Source organism: Bacillus sp. jun7, assembly GCF_051034795.1.
Taxonomy (GTDB): Bacteria; Bacillota; Bacilli; order Bacillales; family Bacillaceae; genus Bacillus; species Bacillus velezensis.
Genome location: NZ_CP093219.1, coordinates 3,162,267 through 3,184,707, shown reverse-complemented (window position 1 = coordinate 3,184,707; position 22,441 = coordinate 3,162,267). Strand labels below are relative to the sequence as shown.

At 45.9% G+C, this 22,441-nt stretch carries 21 protein-coding genes and 3 pseudogenes; 14 read left to right on the top strand and 10 right to left on the bottom strand.

Annotation, left to right across the window (positions count from 1 at the left end; translation table 11 throughout):
- Positions 1–19 precede the first annotated feature (19 nt).
- Positions 20–928 (bottom strand): proline dehydrogenase family protein, encoded by a 909-nt coding sequence (locus MJQ52_RS15650; protein WP_077722805.1) that lies wholly within the window; start codon positions 926–928, stop codon positions 20–22.
- Between the two features lie 89 nt (positions 929–1,017).
- Between MJQ52_RS15650 and MJQ52_RS15645 the strand changes: the two genes are divergently transcribed.
- The 4 genes from MJQ52_RS15645 to MJQ52_RS15630 all read left to right on the top strand — a co-directional run bounded on the left by MJQ52_RS15645 (position 1,018) and on the right by MJQ52_RS15630 (position 3,834).
- Entirely contained in the window at positions 1,018–1,275 is a 258-nt protein-coding gene (locus tag MJQ52_RS15645) for a hypothetical protein (RefSeq protein ID WP_003151832.1), read from the top strand.
- An 11-nt stretch (positions 1,276–1,286) separates the two neighbouring features.
- Complete coding sequence (locus MJQ52_RS15640; protein WP_003151830.1) at positions 1,287–1,619, top strand: spore coat protein; 333 nt, start codon at positions 1,287–1,289, stop codon at positions 1,617–1,619.
- Between the two features lie 138 nt (positions 1,620–1,757).
- On the top strand, positions 1,758–2,219 hold the full coding sequence (locus tag MJQ52_RS15635; RefSeq protein ID WP_003151828.1) for a MarR family winged helix-turn-helix transcriptional regulator: 462 nt from the start codon (positions 1,758–1,760) through the stop codon (positions 2,217–2,219).
- A gap of 19 nt (positions 2,220–2,238) precedes the next feature.
- The gene (locus MJQ52_RS15630) at positions 2,239–3,834 is read left to right on the top strand and encodes an MDR family MFS transporter (protein WP_003151827.1); all 1,596 of its coding nucleotides are present in this window, start codon (positions 2,239–2,241) and stop codon (positions 3,832–3,834) included.
- A 109-nt stretch (positions 3,835–3,943) separates the two neighbouring features.
- On the opposite strand, the pseudogene MJQ52_RS15625 reads toward MJQ52_RS15630, so the two are convergent.
- A pseudogene (locus tag MJQ52_RS15625) lies at positions 3,944–4,830 on the bottom strand (LysR family transcriptional regulator).
- A 121-nt stretch (positions 4,831–4,951) separates the two neighbouring features.
- On the opposite strand from MJQ52_RS15625, the gene MJQ52_RS15620 reads away from it, so the two are divergent.
- Both MJQ52_RS15620 and MJQ52_RS15615 read left to right on the top strand, forming a co-directional pair.
- Positions 4,952–5,698 (top strand): acetoacetate decarboxylase, encoded by a 747-nt coding sequence (locus MJQ52_RS15620; protein ID WP_003151825.1) that lies wholly within the window; start codon positions 4,952–4,954, stop codon positions 5,696–5,698.
- A 13-nt stretch (positions 5,699–5,711) separates the two neighbouring features.
- Complete coding sequence (locus MJQ52_RS15615; protein ID WP_182069486.1) at positions 5,712–6,752, top strand: ketopantoate reductase family protein; 1,041 nt, start codon at positions 5,712–5,714, stop codon at positions 6,750–6,752.
- Between the two features lie 173 nt (positions 6,753–6,925).
- Here MJQ52_RS15615 and MJQ52_RS15610 read toward each other — a convergent pair.
- The 4 genes and pseudogenes from MJQ52_RS15610 to MJQ52_RS15595 all read right to left on the bottom strand — a co-directional run bounded on the left by MJQ52_RS15610 (position 6,926) and on the right by MJQ52_RS15595 (position 10,514).
- Positions 6,926–7,193: pseudogene (locus MJQ52_RS15610) on the bottom strand (YusU family protein).
- Positions 7,194–7,195: 2 nt separating this feature from the next.
- Complete coding sequence (locus tag MJQ52_RS15605) at positions 7,196–8,020, bottom strand: ABC transporter ATP-binding protein (protein ID WP_173612827.1); 825 nt, start codon at positions 8,018–8,020, stop codon at positions 7,196–7,198.
- Positions 8,021–8,175: 155 nt separating this feature from the next.
- A complete protein-coding gene (locus MJQ52_RS15600; protein ID WP_265210251.1) occupies positions 8,176–8,613 on the bottom strand; it encodes a YusW family protein in 438 nt (145 codons plus the stop codon).
- A 119-nt stretch (positions 8,614–8,732) separates the two neighbouring features.
- Positions 8,733–10,514 (bottom strand): M3 family oligoendopeptidase, encoded by a 1,782-nt coding sequence (locus MJQ52_RS15595; RefSeq protein ID WP_265210250.1) that lies wholly within the window; start codon positions 10,512–10,514, stop codon positions 8,733–8,735.
- Positions 10,515–10,646: 132 nt separating this feature from the next.
- Here MJQ52_RS15595 and MJQ52_RS15590 point away from each other — a divergent pair.
- Both MJQ52_RS15590 and MJQ52_RS15585 read left to right on the top strand, forming a co-directional pair.
- Positions 10,647–11,490: pseudogene (locus MJQ52_RS15590) on the top strand (oxidoreductase).
- Between the two features lie 88 nt (positions 11,491–11,578).
- Entirely contained in the window at positions 11,579–12,043 is a 465-nt protein-coding gene (locus MJQ52_RS15585) for a Dps family protein (RefSeq protein ID WP_007410071.1), read from the top strand.
- Positions 12,044–12,089: 46 nt separating this feature from the next.
- Here MJQ52_RS15585 and MJQ52_RS15580 read toward each other — a convergent pair whose 3' ends face one another.
- Complete coding sequence (locus MJQ52_RS15580) at positions 12,090–13,451, bottom strand: S1C family serine protease (RefSeq protein WP_434181836.1); 1,362 nt, start codon at positions 13,449–13,451, stop codon at positions 12,090–12,092.
- 275 nt (positions 13,452–13,726) lie between these two features.
- On the opposite strand from MJQ52_RS15580, the gene MJQ52_RS15575 reads away from it, so the two are divergent.
- Positions 13,727–14,404 (top strand): response regulator transcription factor, encoded by a 678-nt coding sequence (locus tag MJQ52_RS15575; RefSeq protein ID WP_265210247.1) that lies wholly within the window; start codon positions 13,727–13,729, stop codon positions 14,402–14,404.
- Positions 14,401–15,756, top strand: a complete 1,356-nt coding sequence (locus MJQ52_RS15570; RefSeq protein ID WP_265210246.1) for a sensor histidine kinase — start codon at positions 14,401–14,403, stop codon at positions 15,754–15,756. Before MJQ52_RS15575 ends, MJQ52_RS15570 begins: the two co-directional genes overlap by 4 nt.
- A gap of 27 nt (positions 15,757–15,783) precedes the next feature.
- Here MJQ52_RS15570 and spxO read toward each other — a convergent pair whose 3' ends face one another.
- Entirely contained in the window at positions 15,784–15,948 is a 165-nt protein-coding gene (gene spxO / locus MJQ52_RS15565) for an anti-adapter protein SpxO (RefSeq protein WP_003151811.1), read from the bottom strand.
- 178 nt (positions 15,949–16,126) lie between these two features.
- On the opposite strand from spxO, the gene MJQ52_RS15560 reads away from it, so the two are divergent.
- A complete protein-coding gene (locus MJQ52_RS15560) occupies positions 16,127–17,002 on the top strand; it encodes a TetR/AcrR family transcriptional regulator (RefSeq protein WP_017418948.1) in 876 nt (291 codons plus the stop codon).
- A 36-nt stretch (positions 17,003–17,038) separates the two neighbouring features.
- Here MJQ52_RS15560 and fumC read toward each other — a convergent pair whose 3' ends face one another.
- Together fumC and MJQ52_RS15550 are read right to left on the bottom strand one after the other, a co-directional pair.
- Complete coding sequence (fumC, locus tag MJQ52_RS15555) at positions 17,039–18,427, bottom strand: class II fumarate hydratase (RefSeq protein WP_003151808.1); 1,389 nt, start codon at positions 18,425–18,427, stop codon at positions 17,039–17,041.
- Positions 18,428–18,494: 67 nt separating this feature from the next.
- On the bottom strand, positions 18,495–18,680 hold the full coding sequence (locus MJQ52_RS15550; protein WP_003151806.1) for a YvzF family protein: 186 nt from the start codon (positions 18,678–18,680) through the stop codon (positions 18,495–18,497).
- A 116-nt stretch (positions 18,681–18,796) separates the two neighbouring features.
- On the opposite strand from MJQ52_RS15550, the gene MJQ52_RS15545 reads away from it, so the two are divergent.
- The 3 genes from MJQ52_RS15545 to MJQ52_RS15535 are packed head-to-tail and all read left to right on the top strand — an operon-like array spanning position 18,797 to position 22,423.
- Complete coding sequence (locus tag MJQ52_RS15545) at positions 18,797–20,239, top strand: spore germination protein (protein ID WP_039253912.1); 1,443 nt, start codon at positions 18,797–18,799, stop codon at positions 20,237–20,239.
- Entirely contained in the window at positions 20,214–21,314 is a 1,101-nt protein-coding gene (locus tag MJQ52_RS15540; protein ID WP_070082343.1) for a spore germination protein, read from the top strand. The genes MJQ52_RS15545 and MJQ52_RS15540 overlap by 26 nt, the downstream gene beginning before the upstream one ends.
- Positions 21,311–22,423 (top strand): Ger(x)C family spore germination protein, encoded by a 1,113-nt coding sequence (locus tag MJQ52_RS15535; protein WP_094247511.1) that lies wholly within the window; start codon positions 21,311–21,313, stop codon positions 22,421–22,423. Before MJQ52_RS15540 ends, MJQ52_RS15535 begins: the two co-directional genes overlap by 4 nt.
- Positions 22,424–22,441 lie beyond the last annotated feature (18 nt).

Sequence of the window (22,441 nt, the reverse complement as noted above, 5' to 3'; positions counted from 1 at the left end):
CTGCTTTTTGGAGCAGCCGTTATTTTTTGAAGATTCCTTTCAGCACAAACGCCGCATTTGCCGGGCGCTCGGCAATTCTTCTCATCAGGTACCCGTACCAATCGGTGCCGTACGGGACATACACCCTCATCCTGTATCCTTCTTCGGCAAGCTCCTTCTGGCGCTCCGTTCTGATGCCGTACAGCATTTGGAATTCAAACTGCTCCCGTGGAATCTGATGCTCGCTGATGAGTGTTTTCGTATAAGAAATGATGTCATCATCATGTGTTGCCACCGCCGTTTCATGGCCGCTCAAAAGCTGCAGCTTAATCAGCTGCTGAAAATGAAGATCGGTTGCTTTTTTATCAGGGAACGCAACGGCCGCCGATTCTTTATAAGCGCCTTTTACAAGCCTGAGCCGCGGCTTATATGGCATCAGACCGCTGATGTCTTCAGCTGCGCGGTACAAATAAGCCTGAATGACGGTGCCGAGCATCGGAAAATCCGGCTTGCACCGCTTATACAGCTCAAGCGTACGGCCGCATCTTGAATAGTCCTCCATATCAATCGTTACAGGCACGCCGCGTTCTTTTGCCTCCGTCAATATGTCTCTGACATGCTGTTCCGCGAGTTCCTCGGAAATATCCAGACCGATGGATGTTAATTTCAGCGACAGCTCACAATCCAGTTGATTCTCGGCAATCGCCCTGATTGCTTTTTTACATTCTTCCGCCGTCCTTTTCGCATCCTTCTCTGAACCCGCATATTCACCTAGATAATCAATCGAAGCCGACAGCCCTTTTTGGTTCAGCCGCTTTACCGTTTTCACAGCTTCCGTGAGTGTTTCCCCTGCAACGAATCTTCCCGCGCCGAAGCGGATTCCGTAAGCCTGGGCGAATTTTGTAAGCATTTTATTTTTCGACAAAAATAAACATATACTCCGCAGCAAGGATGAACTCCCTCCTTTTTCTTTTATTCGTGTATGAATTTCCGATCGCAGAGAAAGCTAAAAAGAACAGAATTGAAGGAGGCGTTTATATGAACAACCAAGAGCAGCACGGAAACTTGCCGCCTGCCGTCATCTCAACGAAAGACCATTTGTATCTTGAGGACATGCTGAACTGGAATCTGCTTGCCATGAAAAAAGCGCATTTTATGGCGGAACACTGCCAGAATCAGACGTTAAAACAAGAGCTTGATCAGATCGGCCGGATGCATGAGAAGCATTATCAGCACATATTGGGCCGCTTGAACCCCGATCAAGGCGGACAGACAACAACAGGCTACATGCAATAGGAGGACAATACATGGAACAGCAAAATCAAAAAATCACGAATCCGCAAACGCCCGTGCCCAATACGGCGCAAATGAATGACAGAGACTTGGTCAATGAGCTGCTGACGACGGAAAAATACATCACGGCTTCATATTGCACAGCCCTGCACGAGTTCAGCCACGAGTCTCTTTATCAAGATATTCAGGCGATTTTCGATGAGTCACAAAAAGCGCAAAGAAGATTATACGATGTGATGTTTCAAAATGGCTGGTATTCCATTGAAGCCGCCGATACCCAAAAGCTTCAGCAATCGTATCAGAAGTTCCGGCAGACCATTCAGCAGCAGTCTCCCTACCAGCAGTAAAATGAAAAAGGATTTGATGTTTTCGCCAAGCATCAGTCCTTTTTTTATTTTTGCACAAAAAGATTGACTTATCATTAATCCTTATTTATATTTAACTAATGTTAATTATTTTCTCGAGGAACAAGATGAGGGGGAGTTATGAAAAACGCGGATCAATATGTGTCTGACATCCAGAAATCTCTTCAGACGCTGCTGCAAAACATACAGCCTGAAATGGTGGAAAGCATGGCAAAACACGAGGTGACGCCTGCCCAATTATTTGTTTTAGCCAGCCTGAAAAAACACGGGAGCTGCAAAGTTTCCGAAATTGCGGAACGCATGGAGGTAAAGCCGAGCGCGGTTACGCTGATGGCCGACCGCCTCGAACAAAAAGGACTTATCGTCCGCAAACATAACCAGCAGGACAGACGCGTCATCGACATCAGCCTGACCAAAAAAGGCGAAACAAAATTCGAAGATGTTGTGGAAGGACGGAAAGCGATACTGGCGCGAAACCTGTCCGTTCTGACTGACGATGAACTGATTCAGTCTGTGAACATCATCCGCAAAGTAGCGGAAGCCGCCGAGAAATACGCGGCTGATCAAAAAGAAAACGAATAGAAAGAGGAGCTGCCGAAACATGAGCATTGAAAAGAAAGATCCAAAACGCACATTATTAATAACAGGCTTAATCATCGCCATGTTTTTCTCAGCCCTTGACGGCACCATCGTAGGAACGGCGATTCCTAAAATCGTGGGTGACCTCGGGGGATTAAGCATGATGACCTGGCTGACCACGGCATATCTTTTAACTTCGACGACGATCGTTCCGATTGCGGGGAAACTTGCAGATTTATTGGGGCGCCGCGTCGTCTATGTGTCAGGTTTATTGATTTTTATGGGAGCTTCCGCACTGTGCGGAATGGCCAGCAACATGACGGAACTGATTATTTTCCGCGGACTTCAGGGAATCGGCGGCGGTGTCATGATGCCGATGGCCATGATCGTCATCGGGGATTTGTTCACAGGGAAACAGCGTGCCAAATTCCAAGGGCTTTTCGGGGCGATTTACGGGCTTGCTTCCGTTATCGGCCCGCAAATCGGGGGCTGGATTGTTGACTCATTAAATTGGAAATGGGTTTTCTATATCAACCTGCCTGTCGGAATCTTAGCCGTGATCTTTATCGCAAGAGGACTTCAGGGCAGAAAACAGACTGGGCCGATTAACTTTGACATCGCCGGCATTTTCACAATGATCGTCGGAATCGTCAGCCTCCTTCTCGCGCTCAGCTTCGGAGGAAAGGATTACGCATGGGGCTCTTGGCAGATACTCGGTCTCTTTGCGCTTGCGCTTGCCGGGATTGTCGGATTCATTTTCGCTGAAATCAAAGCAAAAGAACCGATTCTGCCGATGTACCTGTTTAAAAACAGAACGTTTACCGTACTGAATCTGATCGGCTTTTTCATGAGTATCGGCATGTTCGGCGCCGTTACGTTCGTTCCTTTCTTTATGCAGGGAATTATCGGAGTCAGCGCCACCGCGTCCGGCACGATTATGACGCCGATGATGGTATCTATGATTATCACAAGTATTATCGGAGGCCAGCTGGTTTATAAGATCGGTATTAAACCGCAAATTATGATCGGCATGCTGATTATGGCCGTCGGCTTCTTCTTATTAACGACCTTACAGCTGGATACAAGCAAGCTCGCGGCTACGTGCTATATGGCCGTGATCGGTCTGGGAATGGGGCTCGTCATGCCGCTTCTCACACTCGCTCTGCAAGAAACGTTTTCAAAAGAAGAGCTGGGCGTTGTGACCTCTTCAAGCCAATTTTTCCGGATGATCGGGGGAACGTTCGGCATTACGGTGCTCGGCGCTGTCATGAATGCCAGATCAGGAAGCCTTTTAACCGACAGACTGGTGCCTTACTTAGACTCACTCCCGAAACAGGCAAGTGCCTTTGCCGCCCAGTTTAAAGGTATGATTGACAAAAATCCTGAAGGGCTGCTTCAATCCTTGTTCAGTCAGGAATCGATTAAGCAGATTCCGGCCGCATTTTCTTCCCATATCGTGCCGGTTTTGAAAACGTCACTGATGGATTCGCTTCACAGCGTGTTTTTCACAGGCCTGGCCTTTATCGCTGCCGGATTGATCCTCACGCTGTTTGTTAAATCAATTACGCTGACAAACAAAAAGACAGGCAAACAAGAAGAAAAGGCGAAAGCCGTTTAACAAAGAAAAATCCCGCGGATGCCGCGGGATTTTTTTATATCATCTGGGCCTCTCCGTTTCCGAATGACCAGTCTTCCGCCTCATTGGAAATCGGGGGGGTGAAAATTATTTAATAAACCTTAAACATTTCATCGTTATCTTTATAGTACGACAAAATAAAGTCACGAAAATTTCTTACCGAAGAAGATAACAGCTTATGTTTCATCCAAGATAAGCCGACTGGATATGAAGCAGAGTGATCAGTCACTTTTATAAAATTCAGCCCCAATGTTCTGCAAACCGAAATAGGAAGCAACGCCACCCCCTGATCCAGCTTTATAATCTCGGCCAGTAAATGAGAATCCGCCTCAAATGCAATATTTGGGGTGAAACCGGCTTTCTCACAAAGCGAGGCTGTAAAACCGCTATACTCTTCATTATTAGCAAGGGTAATAAATGGTTCATCGGCGACAAGACGTAAAGAAATTTCGGTTTTACCCGTAAATCGGTGGTTTGAGGGCAAAGCCAGAACAATATCTTCATTTACCAGCATACAACTTTCTATCTCTTCATCTTGAATCGGATGACCTGTTATTCCTAAATCAATGTCCCCTTTTTTTAAACTTGTTAGGATCCCGCTTTTAACTCCGATGGCTTGGAGAATTTTTGATTGAGGGGAGCGGTTGATATATTCACTCATCAGTCCTGCAAGGAATCTCGGATTAGAAATAGATATTCTGATGGTGTCAGACATTGATGTTCCTCCAATTGAATTTCCGTTTGTGCATTTTCAATCTCAGTAAAAATCCTGTTTACATGTTTTAAAAGAATTTTCCCTGATGAACTCAGCTTAATATTTCTGCCTTTTCTCTCAAACAAAGCTGTTCCCAGTTCATTCTCAAGTCTTTTTATAGTGAGACTTAAAGAAGGCTGGGCAATCTTTAATTGTTCTGCTGCTTTAGAAATATGCTCAGTATAGGCAACTGTCTGAAAGTATTTTAGCTGCAGCAATTCCATCTGTCTGCATCCCCCTTATTTATTTCAATAAATATATATATACCTTATTATGTATTAGATTAAATGTAAATGCGGATGTAAGATAATAGCATAGTTAAAGAAAAGGAAAGGGTGTCATGCAATGAAAATTGATGTGAAAGATATAGCAAAAAATTTAAATACACCGCTAACGGCTCCTGCTTATCCTATCCCAAATTATAAATTTGTTAACCGTGAATATTTAAATATTATTTACCGAACGGATGAAAAAGCTTTGCGTGCGGCAGTGCCGGAACCTCTTGAAATTACTGAACCTTTAGTGAAATTCGAAGTGATGCGGATGCCCGATGTTTCCGGACTTGGTGCCTATACAGAGGCAGGACAAGTCATCCCTGTCAGCTTTAATGGTGAAGAAGGAGATTATGTACACTCTATGTATGTAGACAATTTCCCGGCTATTGCAAGCGGACGGGAACTTACTGCATATCCAAAGAAATTGGGCGCCCCTAAGCTGTATATAGACTCTGATACTCTCGTTGGCACATTAGATTATGGCAGTCTTCGTGTGGCAGCTGCGACTATGGGATATAAACATTTCGAAATGGACAAGGAAAAAGCGAAAAGGGAAATTTGCCGACCTAATTTTATGGTTAAGATTGCTACTGATTACAATGGTGATTTAAGGGTTTGCGATTTGGTGCGGACGCAAATAACGAATATAGAAGTTAAAGGTGCCTGGTCTGGACCGGCGCGGCTTCAATTATTTGAACATGCTCTGGCGCCTCTTGCAGATTTGCCTGTATTAGAAGTCGTTTCAGCATCTCATATTATTACGGATTTAACCTTAAATGCAGCACAGCCGGTTTATAACTACTTAGAGGAAAAATAAGGAGACGTTTACAATGAGAATTGCAATTTTAGGAGCAGGTTCTTTAGGAACCATAGTTGGAGCATATCTGTCTGCTGGCGGAATGGATGTCGAATTGATTGATTCATACAAAGAACATGTAGATACTTTAAATCAAATAGGTGCTAAAGTAGTTGGTACAACGGCATTTCAGGCAAAGGTGAAAGCCATTACACCTGAAAACAAGTCAGGCAAGTATGACTTAATATTACTTCTGACGAAACAATTATATAATGACTCCATTCTTAAAGAGTTACTGCCTTTTTTAAAGGATGATAGTGTAGTATGTTCCTTGCAAAACGGTATACCTGAACAGAAAGTTGCTTCGATCGTTGGTGATGAACGTGTTATTGCGGGTTCTGTTGAATTTGGTGCTACGTTTATTGAACCAGGCGTATCCAGACTTACAACTGAGTATACTCAATTTAAAGAGTACGCTTTTCAAATTGGAGAATTAAATGGTGAAACAACAAAAAGAATCCAGCGTATTAAATCGGTTTTAGACCTTATCGGCGGAACACATATTTCCGATAATTTAGTTGGAACGAAGTGGTCAAAATTACTTATCAATAATGCGTTCAGTGGTTTATCGGCAGCATTAAACGGAGAATACGGAGACATTCTTGACCATGAAATCGGCATTGTCAGCGCAGTTCATATCGCAGATGAGACGATTAAGGTTGGACACGCCAATGGTGTCAAATTTGCGAAAATGGGCGGCCTTGATTTAGAATCTTTGGAATTAAGAAGTGAAAATGAGATTCCTGAACGTATTCAAACATTTAGGGCAGCCATGGAACCATCCAGGCTTTTAAGAGCAAGTATGCTTCAGGATCTTGAGAAGAAACGCAAAACTGAAATTGATTATATTAATGGAGTCATTCCCAAAATGGCAGAAGGTACTGGAATTTCAACACCTTTTAATGATTTGGTTGTAGCACAAGTCAAATGTGCCGAGGAATCTCAAACAGTGCCCAATTTTGATACAAATATAAAAGCATTTGAAGAGTTATTACGTATCCGAAAGGAAATGTGATATATAGGAAAGAGTAAGGGATTGCTGCGGCGGTCCTTTTTTCTTGGTTCAGCAAGTAAACAAACGGGTGTGTTAGTTACATAAAAGTTCTTCGTTATGAATTGAACGGCGCCTTTATTGATTCCTTTTCAGCAAAAAAGCTTCCGACACCTCTCTTTGATGCCGAAAGCTTTTTATTGTTTTTTTCTGTGAGCTTCATTGAGCTGTTTAATGTGCTGTATCGCAGCTTTGATGCCCTCTTTGGCGTCCGGGTAGGATTGATTCCAATGTTTGACGAGCGGCGGCATGCTTTTTGCGATATGTGTATACAAAATCCACTGCCTGACTTCTTCCTTTACATCCGGGTTTGTTTCGCCAAGCAATAGTTCCGTGTATTTCTCAAGCAGGCCGTCCAGCTGCTGCTGCAGTTTTTCTTCCATACCGTTTCCTTCCCTTTTTCATGATTATGACAATCGGGCGGTGAGGGCCGCTTCCTGCACGATACATCTGCCGCGTCCGTGCGGAATGCAAAGCGGCGTGCCGAACAGCGGATCTTGCGTTACCTGGCAGTTCATCGCAAAGACCTGCTGTACAAGTTCGCAAGTGATGACTTCTTCGGGACGGCCCTCTGCGTAAATCTGTTTATCCTTAATGGCGACCAGATAATGGGCATAACGGCATGCCAGATTGAGGTCGTGCAGCACCATGACGATTGTGCGTTTTTCTTTTTCATTTAATTCAAACAGCAAATCAAGAATTTCAATTTGATGCGTCATGTCGAGATAAGTTGTCGGCTCGTCAAGCAGAATGATATCCGTATCCTGAGCGAGTGTCATCGCAATCCATGCACGCTGGCGCTGTCCGCCTGACAAGGAATCCACAGGACGGTCGGCCATTTCCTCAAGCTTCGTCGATTTTAGCGCTTTTGTGACTGCGTCTTCGTCCTCTTTGGACCATTGCTTCAGCCAGCTTTGATAAGGGTATCTTCCCTGCTTCACAAGCTGATGCACCGTCAGGCCTTCGGGAGCTGACGGACTCTGCGGCAAAATAGCGAGCTCTCTTGCCACTTCCTTCGTCGGAAGCTTAGCGATGGCTTTTCCTTCTAACAGCACAGAACCGCCTCTCGGTTTCATCAGCCGGGCCAATGAACGTAAAAGCGTCGATTTTCCGCAGCCGTTGCTTCCGATCAATACAGTGATTTCGCCTTTTGGAATCGCGACATCCAATTCGTCAATGATAACAGTCTCTCCGTACCCTAAGCTCAGCGTCTCTGTAGAAATTGCACTCATACCGCTAACCGCTCCTTTTTTGAGTTTCCCAACACTATGTATATAAACAAATTGCCTAAACATTCAACGTGAGATCATGATTATATTGTAACAGAAATTAATGACTCTGAATATCATTATCAATTAGTTTTGGGCAAAAAAGCAGCGGACAGCGGTTATTTTTTTATTTCCGTCATTTCTCCGTCGTTCTTTTTCAGTTTCAGATAAAAATGTTCATAGCGGCTGTCTAAATTAAAAGCCGAGAGCACCTGCCGGACGACCTCGCTTTCCTGCATCCGGCTGTTTACGGCAAGTTCTCCGAGGATCATCTTCATTTCATCAAGCGCTTCCTCGCCCTCTTTGTGAACCCCTGAGAGCTTGTCCCGGATGTCCGCCTTTTCATGACCGCTTTTTCTTTCATACAAACCTTCATAGCGGTTATGCTCTCCGGCTCCGTAGCTGACGCGAAGGGAAAAGCTGCTGTAAGGAACCGGCTTCGCGGATGACACGGGGGTGCTGTCTTGTTCCGCTTCCCGTTTTTCTTCATTCAATCGGCAGCCGGCAATCAGCATCAGCGTAAGACATAAAACGCCCGCCGTTCTGATCCATTTCATGCGATTCACTCCCATTCCATTCCGATCGTTTTTAGGTATTTCCAAGGGAGGCGGCTGTCATTCACGGAACAAAAAAGAACCGGAGCGGTAACAGCTCCGGCCGGTTCATCTCCAGATTATCATTCAGTCAGCTCTAAAAATTCCTGCACATCCTGTACGGCAAGGCGGACCGCGTCTTCCCAAAACGACCGTTCCGTCAGATCCGCTCCAAGGTGCTTCATCGCCAAATCCTCAACGGTCATCGAAGCCGTGTCACACAAAAGCGCGATATATTTTTCTTCAAAATCCGCTTTTTCCCGAAGAGCTCTTGCATATATTCCAAGCGAAAATAAATAACCGAACGTGTACGGAAAATTGTAGAACGGCACTCCCGTAATATGAAAATGCAGTTTTGACGCCCAGAAATGAGGATGGTATTCCCCTAATGAATCGCAAAATGCTTCTTTCTGCGCCGCTTCCATCAATTCATTCAATTTATCAGCCGGAACGACGCCCTGCTTCCGCTCTTCATAAAAACGCGTTTCAAATAAAAATCTCGCATGAATATTCATAAACATGGCTACGCTTCTTTGAATTTTATCTTCAAGCAAGAACAGCTTTTCATCCTTTGTCTCCGCTTGTTTCAAAGCGGCGTCGGCGACGATCATTTCCGCAAAGGTCGAGGCTGTTTCAGCCACATTCATGGCGTAGGCTCTGTTCAGCTGCCGCACTTGGAGCATGGCCTCCTGATGGAACGCGTGACCGAGCTCATGCGCCAGCGTCGATACGTTCGAAGCGCTTCCGGAAAACGTCATAAAAATCCGGGATTCTCCGCTGTCGGGAAAGCTGGTGCAGAAACCGCCGACCCGTTTGCCGCTGCGGTCTTCCGCTTCTATCCACCGATCGCGGAACGCTTTTTCCGTAAATGCGGACAGCTTTTTGCCAAACGTCGAAAATTGGCTGACGATCAGATTAGCCGCTTCATCATATGTGTATTTTTTCGGCGCCTCGCCGATCGGCGCATTCACATCATACCAATTCAGGCGCTCAAGCCCTAAAAGAGACGCCTTTCGATTCAGGTATTCGGCAAAAGGCTTTTTATGATCGGTAATGACCTGCCACATGACATCCAGCGTTTCTTTTTTCATCCGATTGATCGCAAGCGGCTCTTCCAAAGCGCTTTTCCAGCCCCGCGCTTTATAGATTTCCGTGCGGAAGCCGGCCAGATGGTTCAGCGTGCTGCCGAAAAGCTCCTCTTCTCCTTTCCAGGCTTCATTAAGCTCTTTGAACACTTGACGTCTGATGCGGCGATCCGGGTGCGCCATCATATTTTCCGCTTGGCCGACCGACAGCTCTTTATCCTCAAACGGAATCTTCATTCTGCCGACAGCCGCATTATACAGGTCGCCCCATGCATGGTAGCCGTCAACGGCCAGGCCTTCAATCAGCCTTTCTTCTGAAGCGCTGAGCTTCTCTCTGACCCGGTCTCTTCTCTCATTTAAGACATATGTGAGATCCTGAAGTTCCGGTTTTTGCAGCAGCTCCTCCCAGACCCGCTCGTCAATCCGGGCAAGTGTATCGTCAAGGGTCACCAGAGCGGATTTAAAATCACTGCTCAGCTGATTGATCCGCGCTCTCCATTCATTCGCTTTCTGATCATGAGTGTTCTGAGCCTGAAGACAGCCGACGAACGCTCCCGCCTGCCTGATCATGATCGCTGACCGTTCAAACCTATCAATCAGATTGATCAGCTCCCGGCTTTCATCCGCGTGCGTCGGAACTGTAAATGCTTCAACCGCATGTTGAAAAGCGCTTAGATGCTTTTTGAGCTCTTGTATGTATTGCTGAAACTCTTCCGACCGGCTCCCGCCCTCAAAAATGGAGTTTAAATCCCATGTTTCCTTCAATCCCTCTAATGCCATCTTTTCTTTACCCCTTTCTATCCGAAGCTGACTCCATTATAAAACAATTCTGACATATTTCCGAACGATTTCTCCTTCTTTCCGCTAGATGTTATACACTATGGGATAAGAACAAACGGGGAGGATTATAAGATGAACAGAAAAGTTGCCATTGTAACCGGCGCGACGAGCGGATTCGGGCTGCTGACAGCGCTGAAGCTCGCCCGGTCTTATCACGTCATCGCAACAGCCAGACAGCCGGAGAAAGCTGTAATACTGAAAGAGGCCGCCGCTCAAGCGGGTGCATCCGAACATGTTACGGTCGTTTCTTTAGATGTGACAGATGAGCAGTCGGTGTCTGACTTCGGGAACACCATCAGCGGTTTCGGATCGATTGACCTGCTTGTCAATAACGCCGGCACTGCGTACGGGGGGGTTTATTGAAGATGTGCTGATGGAACATTACAGACAGCAGTATGAAACAAATGTATTCGGTCTGATTCATGTCACAAAAACCGTGCTGCCTTATATGCGAAAACATGGCGGGGCGAAAATCTTCAATATCAGCAGTATCAGCGGACTGACCGGCTTTCCGGCTCTATCTCCGTATGTCTCTTCCAAATTCGCGGTTGAAGGGTTTACAGAGTGTCTGCGCCTCGAACTTCTGCCTTTAAGAATTGATGCCGCTTTAATAGAACCGGGCTCCTATAAAACGTCTATTTGGGAGACGTCTCTCTCCCGCCATATTACGGCGCCCGGCAAAGACTCGCCTTATTATCGCTTTTATCAGCCCCTTGAAGCTTACTTCAAAGCCAACGCATCCAAAAGCGGCGATCCTGATGACGTAGCGGAGCTGATTTATCAATTGGCACAAAGGAAACGGCTGAAGAAACTGCGGTATCCGATCGGCAGGGGCGTTAAGCTGACATTGGCTTTCCGCTCACTCTTTCCGTGGTCCGCTTGGGAATCGATTATAAAGAAAAAGCTGTTCACTTAAACTAAATTATAATAATTATAATTTAGTATTGATTTTTATTTGATACGTGATATAATTAAATTAACAGATCACAGGGAGGACGATGAATATGAATACACAAAACGCGAAAAAAACTGAAACTCTTGTTGAGAAATCAATGAACACACAATTATCAAACTGGTTTATCCTTTACTCTAAACTGCACCGCTTCCATTGGTATGTAAAAGGCCCTCACTTCTTTACGCTTCATGAAAAATTTGAAGAACTGTATAACGAAGCGGCGGAAACGGCGGACGCCATCGCAGAGCGCCTTCTGGCCATCGGCGGACAGCCTGCGGCGACTTTGCACACTTACCTTGAACAAGCTTCCATTACGGATGAAGGTCAGGAAAAAACGGCGTCTGAAATGGTGGAATCACTGGTTCAAGACTATAAACAAATCAGCCGCGAATCAAAATTTGTCATCGGCATCGCCGAGGAACAAAATGACCCGTCAACTGCCGACCTGTTTGTCGGATTAGTTGAAGAAGCGGACAAGCATGTGTGGATGCTGTCAGCCTACTTGGGAGAATGAAGAAAAAAGCTGAACCTCAGTTGAAGGTTCAGCTTTTTTTATGCGTTCAGCTTGCGCTTTCAGTTTGTTTCGTTAATGTGACGTTCAGCGTCTTTTTGCTTCCGCTTCTGAGCACTTGAACAGTCGTTTTATCGCCGATTTTCAACTGGTTATATAAGATCTGTCTGATATCGGCGCTGCTGTCGACATCTTTGCCGTTCAATTGTACAATGACGTCATTTGATTTGATGCCCGCTTTCGCAGCCGGTGAGCCGGATTGCACTTCTTTTACATAAACACCCTTAGACAGCTGGTCGCCGAACAGTCCGAGCGTGTTTTCCTGATAGGTTTCCGGCACTTGCGCCATGTCAATCATCTGCACACCTAAAAATGGGCGCTCGACTTTTCCTTTTGCAAGCAGCTGGTCGACTATCGGTTCTACATCATTGCTCGGAATGGCAAAGCCCAGTGACTCCACGCCGTTTTCACTGACTTTCATGCTGTTGATCCCGATGACCTGGCCGCTTGAGTTGATTAACGGGCCGCCGCTGTTTCCGGGGTTAATCGCCGCATCCGTCTGAATCACGTTCATTTCCACCGTGCCTTGGGATGTATCGGCGTCCACCGTTCTGTTCAGCCCGCTGATGACACCTTGTGTGACGGTGCCGGAAAACTGCTGGCCGAGCGGGTTGCCGATGGCAATCACTTTATCGGCAATGCGGAGCTTGGAGGAATCCCCGAAGCTGGCGGCTTTTTTGACATTGGACGAGCTGATTTCCAATACAGCCAAGTCACTGATGGCATCCTTTCCGACAAGCTTTGCCGTTTGGGTTTTCCCATTGTAAAGAGTGACCGACAGTTTGTTCGCCCCTTCTACGACATGATTGTTTGTAATGATGTACGCTTTTTCGCCGTCTTTTTTGAAGATGACGCCTGACCCCGTGCCGCTTTCCGTTTCAGAGCTTGAACCGCCGTCAAGTCCGAACTGGCTGCTTTGCGAAGCTTGGTAGTTGGACACTCCGACAATCGCAGGCTCCAACTCTTCTACCATATCCGCTACGCTTGAGGTATTTTTCAACGGCGTTGACGTAAAATTCGAAGACTGAACTTGTTTCGTATCAGAAACGGCTTCTGTCTTATGCTGCTCACCCGGCAGGTTCGGCACGATGCCAAGCACGAGGCCGCCGCCGATAATGCCGCCTAAAATCGGGCTCAGCCAAGCGGCTCTCCGTTTTTTTCCTTTTTTCACGGCAGCCGTTTTTTCAAATTCCGTACCGGCAGCCGTCTCGTTTTCCGCTTCTTTCGAGACGGGCCCTTCAAGCAGCTCGGGCTCCTGATGGCTGATCTGCTGCTGTTCATTTCTGTTTTGTTCCGTATGTGAAAGATCTGACTGATCGCGGCTTCTGCCGTCATCTCGATGATCGTTCATATTCACGCACACTCCTTCAGCATTTTTCATTCTATCGATTACATATTCATCGCATGTACAAGTTCTATTGTCCCAATAATAAGGAGAAAAGCAAAGCTCCAAAACAAAATGTGTTTGAACATGTTATCTTCCCCGCTTTTTTTCTTCCTTTCTTCCCTTATACACATCATAAACAAACATTGTGGGATAAAAATGAAAAGAATATGTGAAATTATGAAAATGCGGCTTGAGTATGTTAAAACTAGTATAATGACGTTGAAAGGATGTGAAATGCCTTGTCATACACCATTTATCTAGTTGAAGATGAGGATAACCTGAATGAACTGCTCACAAAATATTTAGAGAATGAAGGCTGGAACATTACATCTTTCACAAAAGGCGAAGATGCCAGAAAGCAGATGCAGCCGTCTCCCCACTTGTGGATTCTTGACATCATGCTTCCGGATACGGACGGCTATACATTGATAAAAGAAATAAAAGAAAAAGATCCCGATGTGCCGGTCATTTTCATTTCCGCGCGGGATGCCGATATTGACAGAGTCCTCGGGTTAGAGCTTGGAAGCAATGATTATATCGCCAAGCCTTTTTTGCCGAGAGAGCTTATTATTCGGGTCCAGAAACTGCTCGAGCTCGTGTATAAAGAACAGCCCGCCGAAAAGAAAACCGGCATCACCGTTTCTTCCTACAATGTGATCGAAGATGCCCGAGAGGTTTATGATGAAACCGGCAGCCTGGTCAATTTGACGTCTAAGGAATTTGATCTGCTGCTTTTATTTCTTCACCATAAAGGACACCCCTTTTCCAGAGAAGATATCCTGCTGAAAATATGGGGCCATGATTATTTCGGCACTGACCGGGTGGTCGATGACCTTGTGCGGAGGCTGAGAAAAAAAATGCCCGGGTTAAAGGTTGAGACCATTTACGGATTCGGCTACAGGATGATGACGTCATGAAAAATAAGCCGCTTGCTTTTCAAATATGGGTGGTCATCTCAGGCATCCTCTTAGCCATTTCGATTCTGCTTCTCGTGCTGTTCTCAAATACGCTGCGTCATTTTTTCACGGATGAAACGTATACGACCATTGAAAATGAACAGCATGTACTGACGGAGTACCGGCTGCCTGGATCGATCGAGCGGGGATATTACAGCGAGGATGCGACCGCTCCGACGACTTTCCGATCCGTTCAGCACGTTCTTCTGCCGGAACGGGAGGAATCGGCCAGTGACAAAGACTTGAACTACTTTTCTTCTTCCTTTATCCATAAGGTGTACAAGCTCGCGGGCCGCCAGCACAGCGTCACGAAACGATACAGCGCGGACATCAGCGGTGAAAAAGTATTTTTCGTCATTAAAAAAGGCCTCACCATTAACGGCCAGGATGCGATGATGCTGTCTTACGCCCTTGATTCTTATCGTGATGATCTGGCATTCACCCTGTTCAAGCAGCTTCTCTTTATCATTGCCGGCGTGATTTTGTTAAGCTGGATTCCGGCGATTTGGCTTGCCAAATATCTCTCGCGCCCGCTCGTTTCCTTAGAGAAGCATGTCAAACGGATTTCCGAACAGGACTGGGATGATCCGGTCATCGTCGACAGAAAAGACGAAATCGGAAAATTAGGCCATACCATTGAAGACATGCGGAGCAAGCTGGTGCAAAAGGATGAAACGGAAAGAACGCTCCTGCAAAATATCTCTCATGATTTAAAAACGCCTGTCATGGTGATAAGGGGCTATACTCAATCAATAAAGGACGGGATTTTTCCTAAGGGGGATCTGGAAACCACAATTGATGTCATTGAAGGCGAAGCAGAAAAACTTGAGAAGAAAATTAAGGATTTATTATATTTAACGAAGCTTGATTATTTAATGAAGCAGCGGGTGCACCATGAGACATTTGACATTGTGAAGGTCACGGAAGAAGTCATTGAACGGCTCAAATGGGCCCGGAAGGAATTATTGTGGAGCGTTGATACAGAAGATGCATTAATGATGCCCGGTGATCCGGAACAATGGAGCAAACTTCTTGAAAACATTCTCGAAAATCAAATCCGCTATGCAGAAACGGCGATTCACATTCGGATCAGCCAAAATCAGCAGCAGATTGTCATGACGGTTAAAAATGACGGGCCTCCGATTGAGGATGAGATGCTATCCAGCTTGTACGAGCCTTTTAATAAAGGGAAGAAAGGCGAGTTCGGCATAGGCCTCAGCATCGTAAAACGGATTTTAACCCTGCATAAAGCATCAATTTCAATTGAAAATGACCAATCGGGTGTAATCTACCGAATTATCATACCAAAGTAGACTGTAGTGTTTCATTGCAGTCTTTTTTTATGTGAAGGAATAGCCGTTAAAATCTCTGTAGTTTGCTTTCAGCGGTTTTTGGCATTGATGAACCCATTTCTTTTCACAAATTGTCTTTTTCGGATATTTCACCTTTTCGACTTTAATTCCTCTGTTTCGCAAGCGGCTGATCATTTCATCTAATTCTTTCATTTTCAGATTCACCCTTTCGCCAGAACTTTGACCATTCGGTCAGCTCACTTTATAATATAAATAAAACAAAACAAAAAAACAAGTTACAATCAGGTTAAATTTACGGAATATCAATATGACCATATAGTCATACATGAGAAGCACAAGCCAGCCTCCTGGCTCCGAAAGGGTGGAACCATTGAAGGAAAAAGAAAAGCTGATCATTGAAGCAGCAATCAAACTGTTTGCCCGAAAAGGGTACAAATCTACATCGGTTCAGGAAATCGCTGATGAATGCAAAATCTCAAAAGGCGCTTTTTATCTTTACTTTCCTTCCAAAGAAGCACTGCTCCTATCCATGCTGAATTACTACTATGATAAAACGTTTACCCGAATCACGACGATCCAAACGGAGGGTGACAGTCCGAGAGCCGCTTACCAAAAACAGCTTGCGGTATTTTACGAATCGATTCTCGCCCATCAGGATTTTATTACCGTGCAGATGAAAGACGGTTCACTTCCTTATACCGAAGAAGCGGCGCAGTGCGGAAAGAGAATCCGCCGGTCGATCCTGCAGTTTCATATCGACAGTCTTCTTGCTATTTACGGAGAAAAAGCTGAACCCTACACAGCCGAGCTTTGTTTTTTAATAGAAGGAATCAGTCAGATGTATCTTGAGTATCTGATTCTGACCGGCCGGTCCGTACAGCCTTCGCTTCTGGCAAATACCGTGATTCACAGAATTGATGACATCGTAAACGGAATGGCGGACAGACATGATGAAGCATTTATTTCTCTTGATGAGGCAAGCTCACTGTTTGGGCCCCTTCATAACGGGCAGCCCGATCCTTTAAGTCAATCGATCTTGCAGACCCTCCGCACGCGCATCGGCACGATGGACAAGGCGCAAGCATCTGAATTCACCGAGAGCTTGGATATTCTGGAAGCGGAAATGAAGAAAAAGTCGCCGAAACCGGCAATCATCAAAGGAATGATTTTGAATTTGAAGGAATCCGACCTGCTGGCTGAAGATGCAGAACAGCTCAGATTTTTACTGAAACAGCAGTTTATTTAGAAGAACGGCCGCAATGACTGCAGCCGTTCTTTCTTTTTATGCTTTCGGGTGCACCATATCTTCCGGACGCACCATTTCATTAAATTGTTCTTCTGTCAGAAGGTTCAGCTGTAATGCCGCTTCTTTCAGTGTCAGGCCTTCTTTGTGGGCAAGCTTGGCGATTTTCGCGGCGTTTTCATAACCGATGTGCGGGTTAAGCGCCGTAACAAGCATTAATGAGTTAGAGAGATTTTCCTGAATCGTCTCTTGGTTCGGCTCAATACCGACAGCGCATTTGTCATGGAAGGAATTCATTCCGTCACTGAGCAGCTGCACGGTCTGCAGGAAGTTATAAATAATAACCGGTTTGAAGACATTCAGCTCAAAGTTTCCTTGGCTGGCCGCAAATCCGATTGTCGCGTCATTTCCCATCACTTGCGCGGCGATCATTGTCAGCGCCTCACTTTGCGTCGGGTTGACTTTGCCCGGCATGATAGAGCTTCCCGGCTCATTTTCAGGAATGACGATTTCGCCGATTCCGCAGCGCGGGCCGCTAGCCAGCCATCTGACATCGTTGGCAATCTTCATCAGGTCGGCAGCCAATGCTTTTAACGCGCCGTGAACGTGAGTGATTTCATCATGGCTTGTGAGCGCGTGGAATTTGTTAGGCGAACTTTTGAATGTCTGCCCCGTTACTTTTGTGATTTCTTCCGCGACGTATTCACCGAACTGCGGATGGGCGTTGATTCCCGTGCCGACTGCCGTGCCTCCGATGGCAAGCGCGCGGATTTTTTCCGTTGACTCAAGAATCATTTCTTTCGAACGGTCAAGCATGTATACCCAGCCGCTGATTTCCTGTCCGAGCGTCAGCGGAGTGGCGTCCTGCAAATGCGTGCGTCCGATTTTCACAATATCCTGATAAGCTTTCGCTTTTTCATCAAGCGTCGCACGCAGCTGATCAAGCGCAGGAACGAGCTGCTCATATACGGCAAGAACCGCCGCAACGTGCATCGCCGTCGGGAATGTATCGTTTGAGCTTTGGCTGCGGTTGACGTCATCATTCGGATGAATCTTCAGCTCGGAATTTTTTTCTTTCAATAAAGCAGTCGCGCGGTTGGCCACCACTTCATTCATGTTCATGTTGCTTTGCGTGCCGCTTCCCGTCTGCCAGACAACGAGCGGAAAGTTATCGTCGTATTTGCCGTTTAAAACATCGTCACATACAGCGGCAATCGCCTGTGCTTTTTCAGACTCTAAGTTGCCGAGGCGTTCGTTGGCGATCGCTGTGCTTCTTTTCAATATTGCAAACGCCTTCACAACACGCTGAGGCATTTTTTCTGAACCGATTTTGAAGTTCTCCTTGCTGCGCTGTGTCTGAGCGCCCCAAAATTTATCTGCCGGAACTTTAACTTCTCCCATGGTGTCTTTTTCAATTCTGTAGTCCATTTATGTATCCCTCCATAACAGTTGCTTCACCCTGAGTATTATTCGCCAGTAACAGATGAAACCCTTTTTATTTTTCGGCCTTGGCCGTTTTTAATTTCAGCTCAAGATAGACGCGCGAATCCTTAGAGTATTTATACTTCGGATTTGTTTTACGGTATTCTTTCGACGTGTAAGCCACTTCGTAATGCGCTTCAAATGATTTGATGAGCTGTTCAATTTCTTCGGCATTCCCTGCCAGTCTGACTTGTGCCACATCTCTCCTCCGCTTTCATAAAAAAACTTGTACCATTAAATACTTTATCATAGTATATCATTTTTTTAACAGGAAAAGATAACCTCAATTAAGGATTGGAAGGCGGGTGACTGTCCATGGCGCAATCGGAATTCAAGGAATACATACACGTTAATCTGGCACTGGTGCTTCCCCACGTAGAGCAGAATGATGACCTGGTTCAAAATAAAAAGATGCTTCCGAACGGGCTTGTTTTTTATTATATGTATCTGAGTGAAATGAACGACGAAGACAAAATAAAAGAAGCGATTGAAACGCTGCTTCGTGAGGAAGACACTCTGACGCTGGATACGGTGACGAAACGTCTTGATAAGATCGACGCCCGTCCCGTCTTTACGTCGAAGGAAGCCGTCATCTCCATTCTGCGGGGAAAATGCGCCGTGTTTATTAACGGACTTGACAGCGTATACATTTTGTCCACGGGAAAAAGAGAAAAAAGAAGCGTGAATGAACCCACATCCGAAAAGGTCGTAAGAGGTCCGAAAATCGCCTTCATAGAAGATTCTGATACAAACATCGCCATGATCAGGCAGCGCACGAACCATCCGAAGCTGAAAACGAAAAAGGTTCCGATCGGAGAAAACAAGTTAAAATACGCCACGGTCATGTACATAGATGATAAGGCGGACCCGTCTGTCGTCAGCGATGTTGTAAAGCGCCTCAGCGAAGTGAAGATGGACGACATCCAGGATTCCGGAACGCTTGAGGAGCTTATTGAGGATAATAAGTATTCGCCCTTTCCGCAAATACAAAATACGGAACGGCCTGATAAAGTCTCTTCCGCCTTGTTCAACGGCCGCGTCGCCATCCTTGTCGACAACTCGCCGTTTGCGCTGGTGGTTCCGGCTTCTTTAGGAATTTTAATGCAGTCTCCCGATGATTATTATGAACGGTGGATTTCCGCCTCACTCATCCGGGCGCTCAGGTTTACGTCTATTTTTATCACGCTGTTTTTCTCGTCCATTTATATCGCCCTCGTTTCGTTTCACCAAGGGCTGCTGCCGACGTCGCTTGCAGTCACCATCGCGGCGAACAGAGAAAACGTTCCCTTCCCGCCTATCATTGAAGCGATGGTAATGGAAATTACAATTGAGCTGCTGAGAGAAGCGGGCTTGAGGCTTCCCAGCCCGCTCGGCCAGACGATCGGATTGGTGGGCGGAGTCGTCATCGGCCAGGCGGCCGTTGAAGCGAATATTGTCAGCTCCATCATGGTCATCGTGGTCAGCATTGTCGCGCTCGCTTCATTTACGGTGCCGCAGTACGGGATGGGTCTGTCGTTCCGTGTGCTCCGTTTCATTTCGATGTTTACCGCGGCAGCTTTCGGGCTGTACGGCATGATTTTATTTATGCTGGCGATCTACACTCATTTATCGAGACAGCGAAGCTTCGGTTCTCCGTATTTCTCGCCGAATGGATTTTTCAGCTTAAAAAACGCAAACGACTCTATTCTCCGTCTCCCTATTAAAAATCAACCAAAAGAGGCGAAAAACATAAATGAGCCAGAAAACAACTCACAATAAGCTTACAAGCTATCAAGGGACAGCATTGATTGCAAACACGATGCTCGGCGCGGGGCTTCTCACCATGCCGCGGGCGCTGTCATCCAGGGCAAATTCGCCGGACGGCTGGATCGCGTTATGTCTGGAAGGCGTCATCTTTATCTTTTTGATTTATCTCAATACGCTCATTATGAAAAAGCATCAGTACGGATCATTATTTGATTATATGAATGAAGGACTCGGCAAATGGGCGGGAAATATCGTCAATCTGATGATCTGTCTCTATTTTATAGGAGTCGCCAGCTTCGAAGCCCGGGCGATGGCGGAAATGGTCAAGTTCTTTTTATTGGAAAGAACGCCCGTGCCGGTCACGCTGTTTATCTTTATCGCCTGTTCCGTTTATTTAATTATCGGCGGCATGAGCGATATCGGCAGGCTCTTTCCTTTCTATTTAACGATTACGATTATTATTTTGCTGGTGGTGTTTTCCTTCAGCTTTAAAATATTTGATATCGACAACCTGCGGCCGGTGCTCGGACAGGGGTTTTCTCCCGTTATGGCCTCCTTGACCGTCGTTTCTGTTTCCTTTTTGGGGATTGAGATTATGCTGTTTCTCCCCGAGTACCTCAAAAATAAAAAGCACACGTTCGGCATGTCGGCCATGGGCTTTGGCATCCCGATTATTTTATACATTATTACCTACGTGCTCGTCGTCGGCGCCTTAACCACCCAGGATGTCAAAACAATGATCTGGCCTACGATCGCGCTCTTTCAATCATTTGAAATCAAAGGGCTTTTTATTGAAAGGTTCGAGTCCTTTTTGCTTGTTGTCTGGATTATCCAATTTTTCGCCACCTATGTATCATACGGATATTTCGCGACATCAGGCCTTCATAAAATTTTCGGGCTGAAGCAGAAAAAGGGCGTCATCTTCGTCGGGATTGCGACATTCTTGGGGTCATTGATGCCAAAGGATGCGAACAAGCTGATGCTGTTCAGTGATATTCTCGGCTATATCTTCTTGGTTTTCTTTTTGCTGCCTTTACTGATATTTGCAGTCGTCGCTGTGAAAAGGAAGGTGAAAAAAGCGCAATGAAGAAATACATCGTAATCATATTTTGCACATTGCTTTTGGCCGGGTGCTGGGACAGCCGCAATTTAGAAGACTTGAGCCTCGTTATCGGAGTCGGGCTCGATAAACCTGCGGAAGAAAATGTGGAAGTGACACAGCAGATTCTGGTTCCGCAAAAAGCAAGTGCCCAGCAGTCGTCGTCAGGTGACACGACAAAGGTGACTTCCACTCCAGGGGAAACCGTCCATCAAGCATTACGAACGGCATCGTTAAAAAATCACCCCGCCTTCTCCCAGCACTTGCGTATCATGCTGTTTTCCGAAGCGCTGTTAAAGGATCACATCCCGCTTGACGCATTGATGAACCAGTTTATCAGGGACAACGGTACGAGAAGAAGCTGCAATGTGATGACGGTGCCGGATAAAACGAAAGATATTTTCAATATCAGTGACCAGGGAGAGCCTGCGTCAAATACGATCTATGACTTAACGGAGAACAATGCGGTCACCATCCGGATGATGGAGCCCGTGACATTGGGGGAAATATCAGAGAAAATCGCCAAAGGCGAGACCTTTGCCCTTCCTCAAGTGCGCAAAGTGGGCAGCAGACTGGAAATCTGGGGCGCTACCATTATTAAAAATAAATTCTGGTATGCGAATTTAACGCCTTTACAAGTCCAGAATATGAACCTGTTCACAGGCACGGTAAAGGGAGGCGTCACGTTTGCAAAGCATGACAATTATTATTTATCCTTCGAGGTATTTTCCAGCAAATATGATGTAAAAACACAATATAAAAATGGAAAATTCAAGTTTATCGTCACCCGGTTTGTTGAAGGCCGTCTGTCTGAGGATTGGAATCCGAAAGAAGATTCTTTCAAGGAGTCCTATATAATTGAAATCAAAAACGCGGTAAAACGCAGCATTCATTCAGATGTCATGGCATTCATTGATTACATGCAGCATGAGTTGAAAGTGGATATTACCGGGTTAGGCGATCAAGTCCGGATACATTATCCCGATAAATGGAAAAAGATATCCTCTGACTGGGATCATCATTTCAGTGAATCGGATATTGAATATAAAGTCAAAGTCGCCATCAGGGATTTCGGAACAAAGGGAATGTCCCAATGACCCCGTCCCTCGGGAGAG

Coding starts and splice junctions, on each gene's coding strand:
- MJQ52_RS15645 (WP_003151832.1), top strand. CDS start 1,018: ATGAACAACCAAGAGCAGCACGGAAACTTGCCGCCTGCCGTCATCTCA.
- MJQ52_RS15640 (WP_003151830.1), top strand. CDS start 1,287: ATGGAACAGCAAAATCAAAAAATCACGAATCCGCAAACGCCCGTGCCC.
- MJQ52_RS15635 (WP_003151828.1), top strand. CDS start 1,758: ATGAAAAACGCGGATCAATATGTGTCTGACATCCAGAAATCTCTTCAG.
- MJQ52_RS15630 (WP_003151827.1), top strand. CDS start 2,239: ATGAGCATTGAAAAGAAAGATCCAAAACGCACATTATTAATAACAGGC.
- MJQ52_RS15620 (WP_003151825.1), top strand. CDS start 4,952: ATGAAAATTGATGTGAAAGATATAGCAAAAAATTTAAATACACCGCTA.
- MJQ52_RS15615 (WP_182069486.1), top strand. CDS start 5,712: ATGAGAATTGCAATTTTAGGAGCAGGTTCTTTAGGAACCATAGTTGGA.
- MJQ52_RS15605 (WP_173612827.1), bottom strand. CDS start 8,020: ATGAGTGCAATTTCTACAGAGACGCTGAGCTTAGGGTACGGAGAGACT.
- MJQ52_RS15600 (WP_265210251.1), bottom strand. CDS start 8,613: ATGAAATGGATCAGAACGGCGGGCGTTTTATGTCTTACGCTGATGCTG.
- MJQ52_RS15595 (WP_265210250.1), bottom strand. CDS start 10,514: ATGGCATTAGAGGGATTGAAGGAAACATGGGATTTAAACTCCATTTTT.
- MJQ52_RS15585 (WP_007410071.1), top strand. CDS start 11,579: ATGAATACACAAAACGCGAAAAAAACTGAAACTCTTGTTGAGAAATCA.
- MJQ52_RS15580 (WP_434181836.1), bottom strand. CDS start 13,451: ATGAACGATCATCGAGATGACGGCAGAAGCCGCGATCAGTCAGATCTT.
- MJQ52_RS15570 (WP_265210246.1), top strand. CDS start 14,401: ATGAAAAATAAGCCGCTTGCTTTTCAAATATGGGTGGTCATCTCAGGC.
- spxO (WP_003151811.1), bottom strand. CDS start 15,948: ATGAAAGAATTAGATGAAATGATCAGCCGCTTGCGAAACAGAGGAATT.
- fumC (WP_003151808.1), bottom strand. CDS start 18,427: ATGGACTACAGAATTGAAAAAGACACCATGGGAGAAGTTAAAGTTCCG.
- MJQ52_RS15545 (WP_039253912.1), top strand. CDS start 18,797: ATGGCGCAATCGGAATTCAAGGAATACATACACGTTAATCTGGCACTG.
- MJQ52_RS15540 (WP_070082343.1), top strand. CDS start 20,214: ATGAGCCAGAAAACAACTCACAATAAGCTTACAAGCTATCAAGGGACA.
- MJQ52_RS15535 (WP_094247511.1), top strand. CDS start 21,311: ATGAAGAAATACATCGTAATCATATTTTGCACATTGCTTTTGGCCGGG.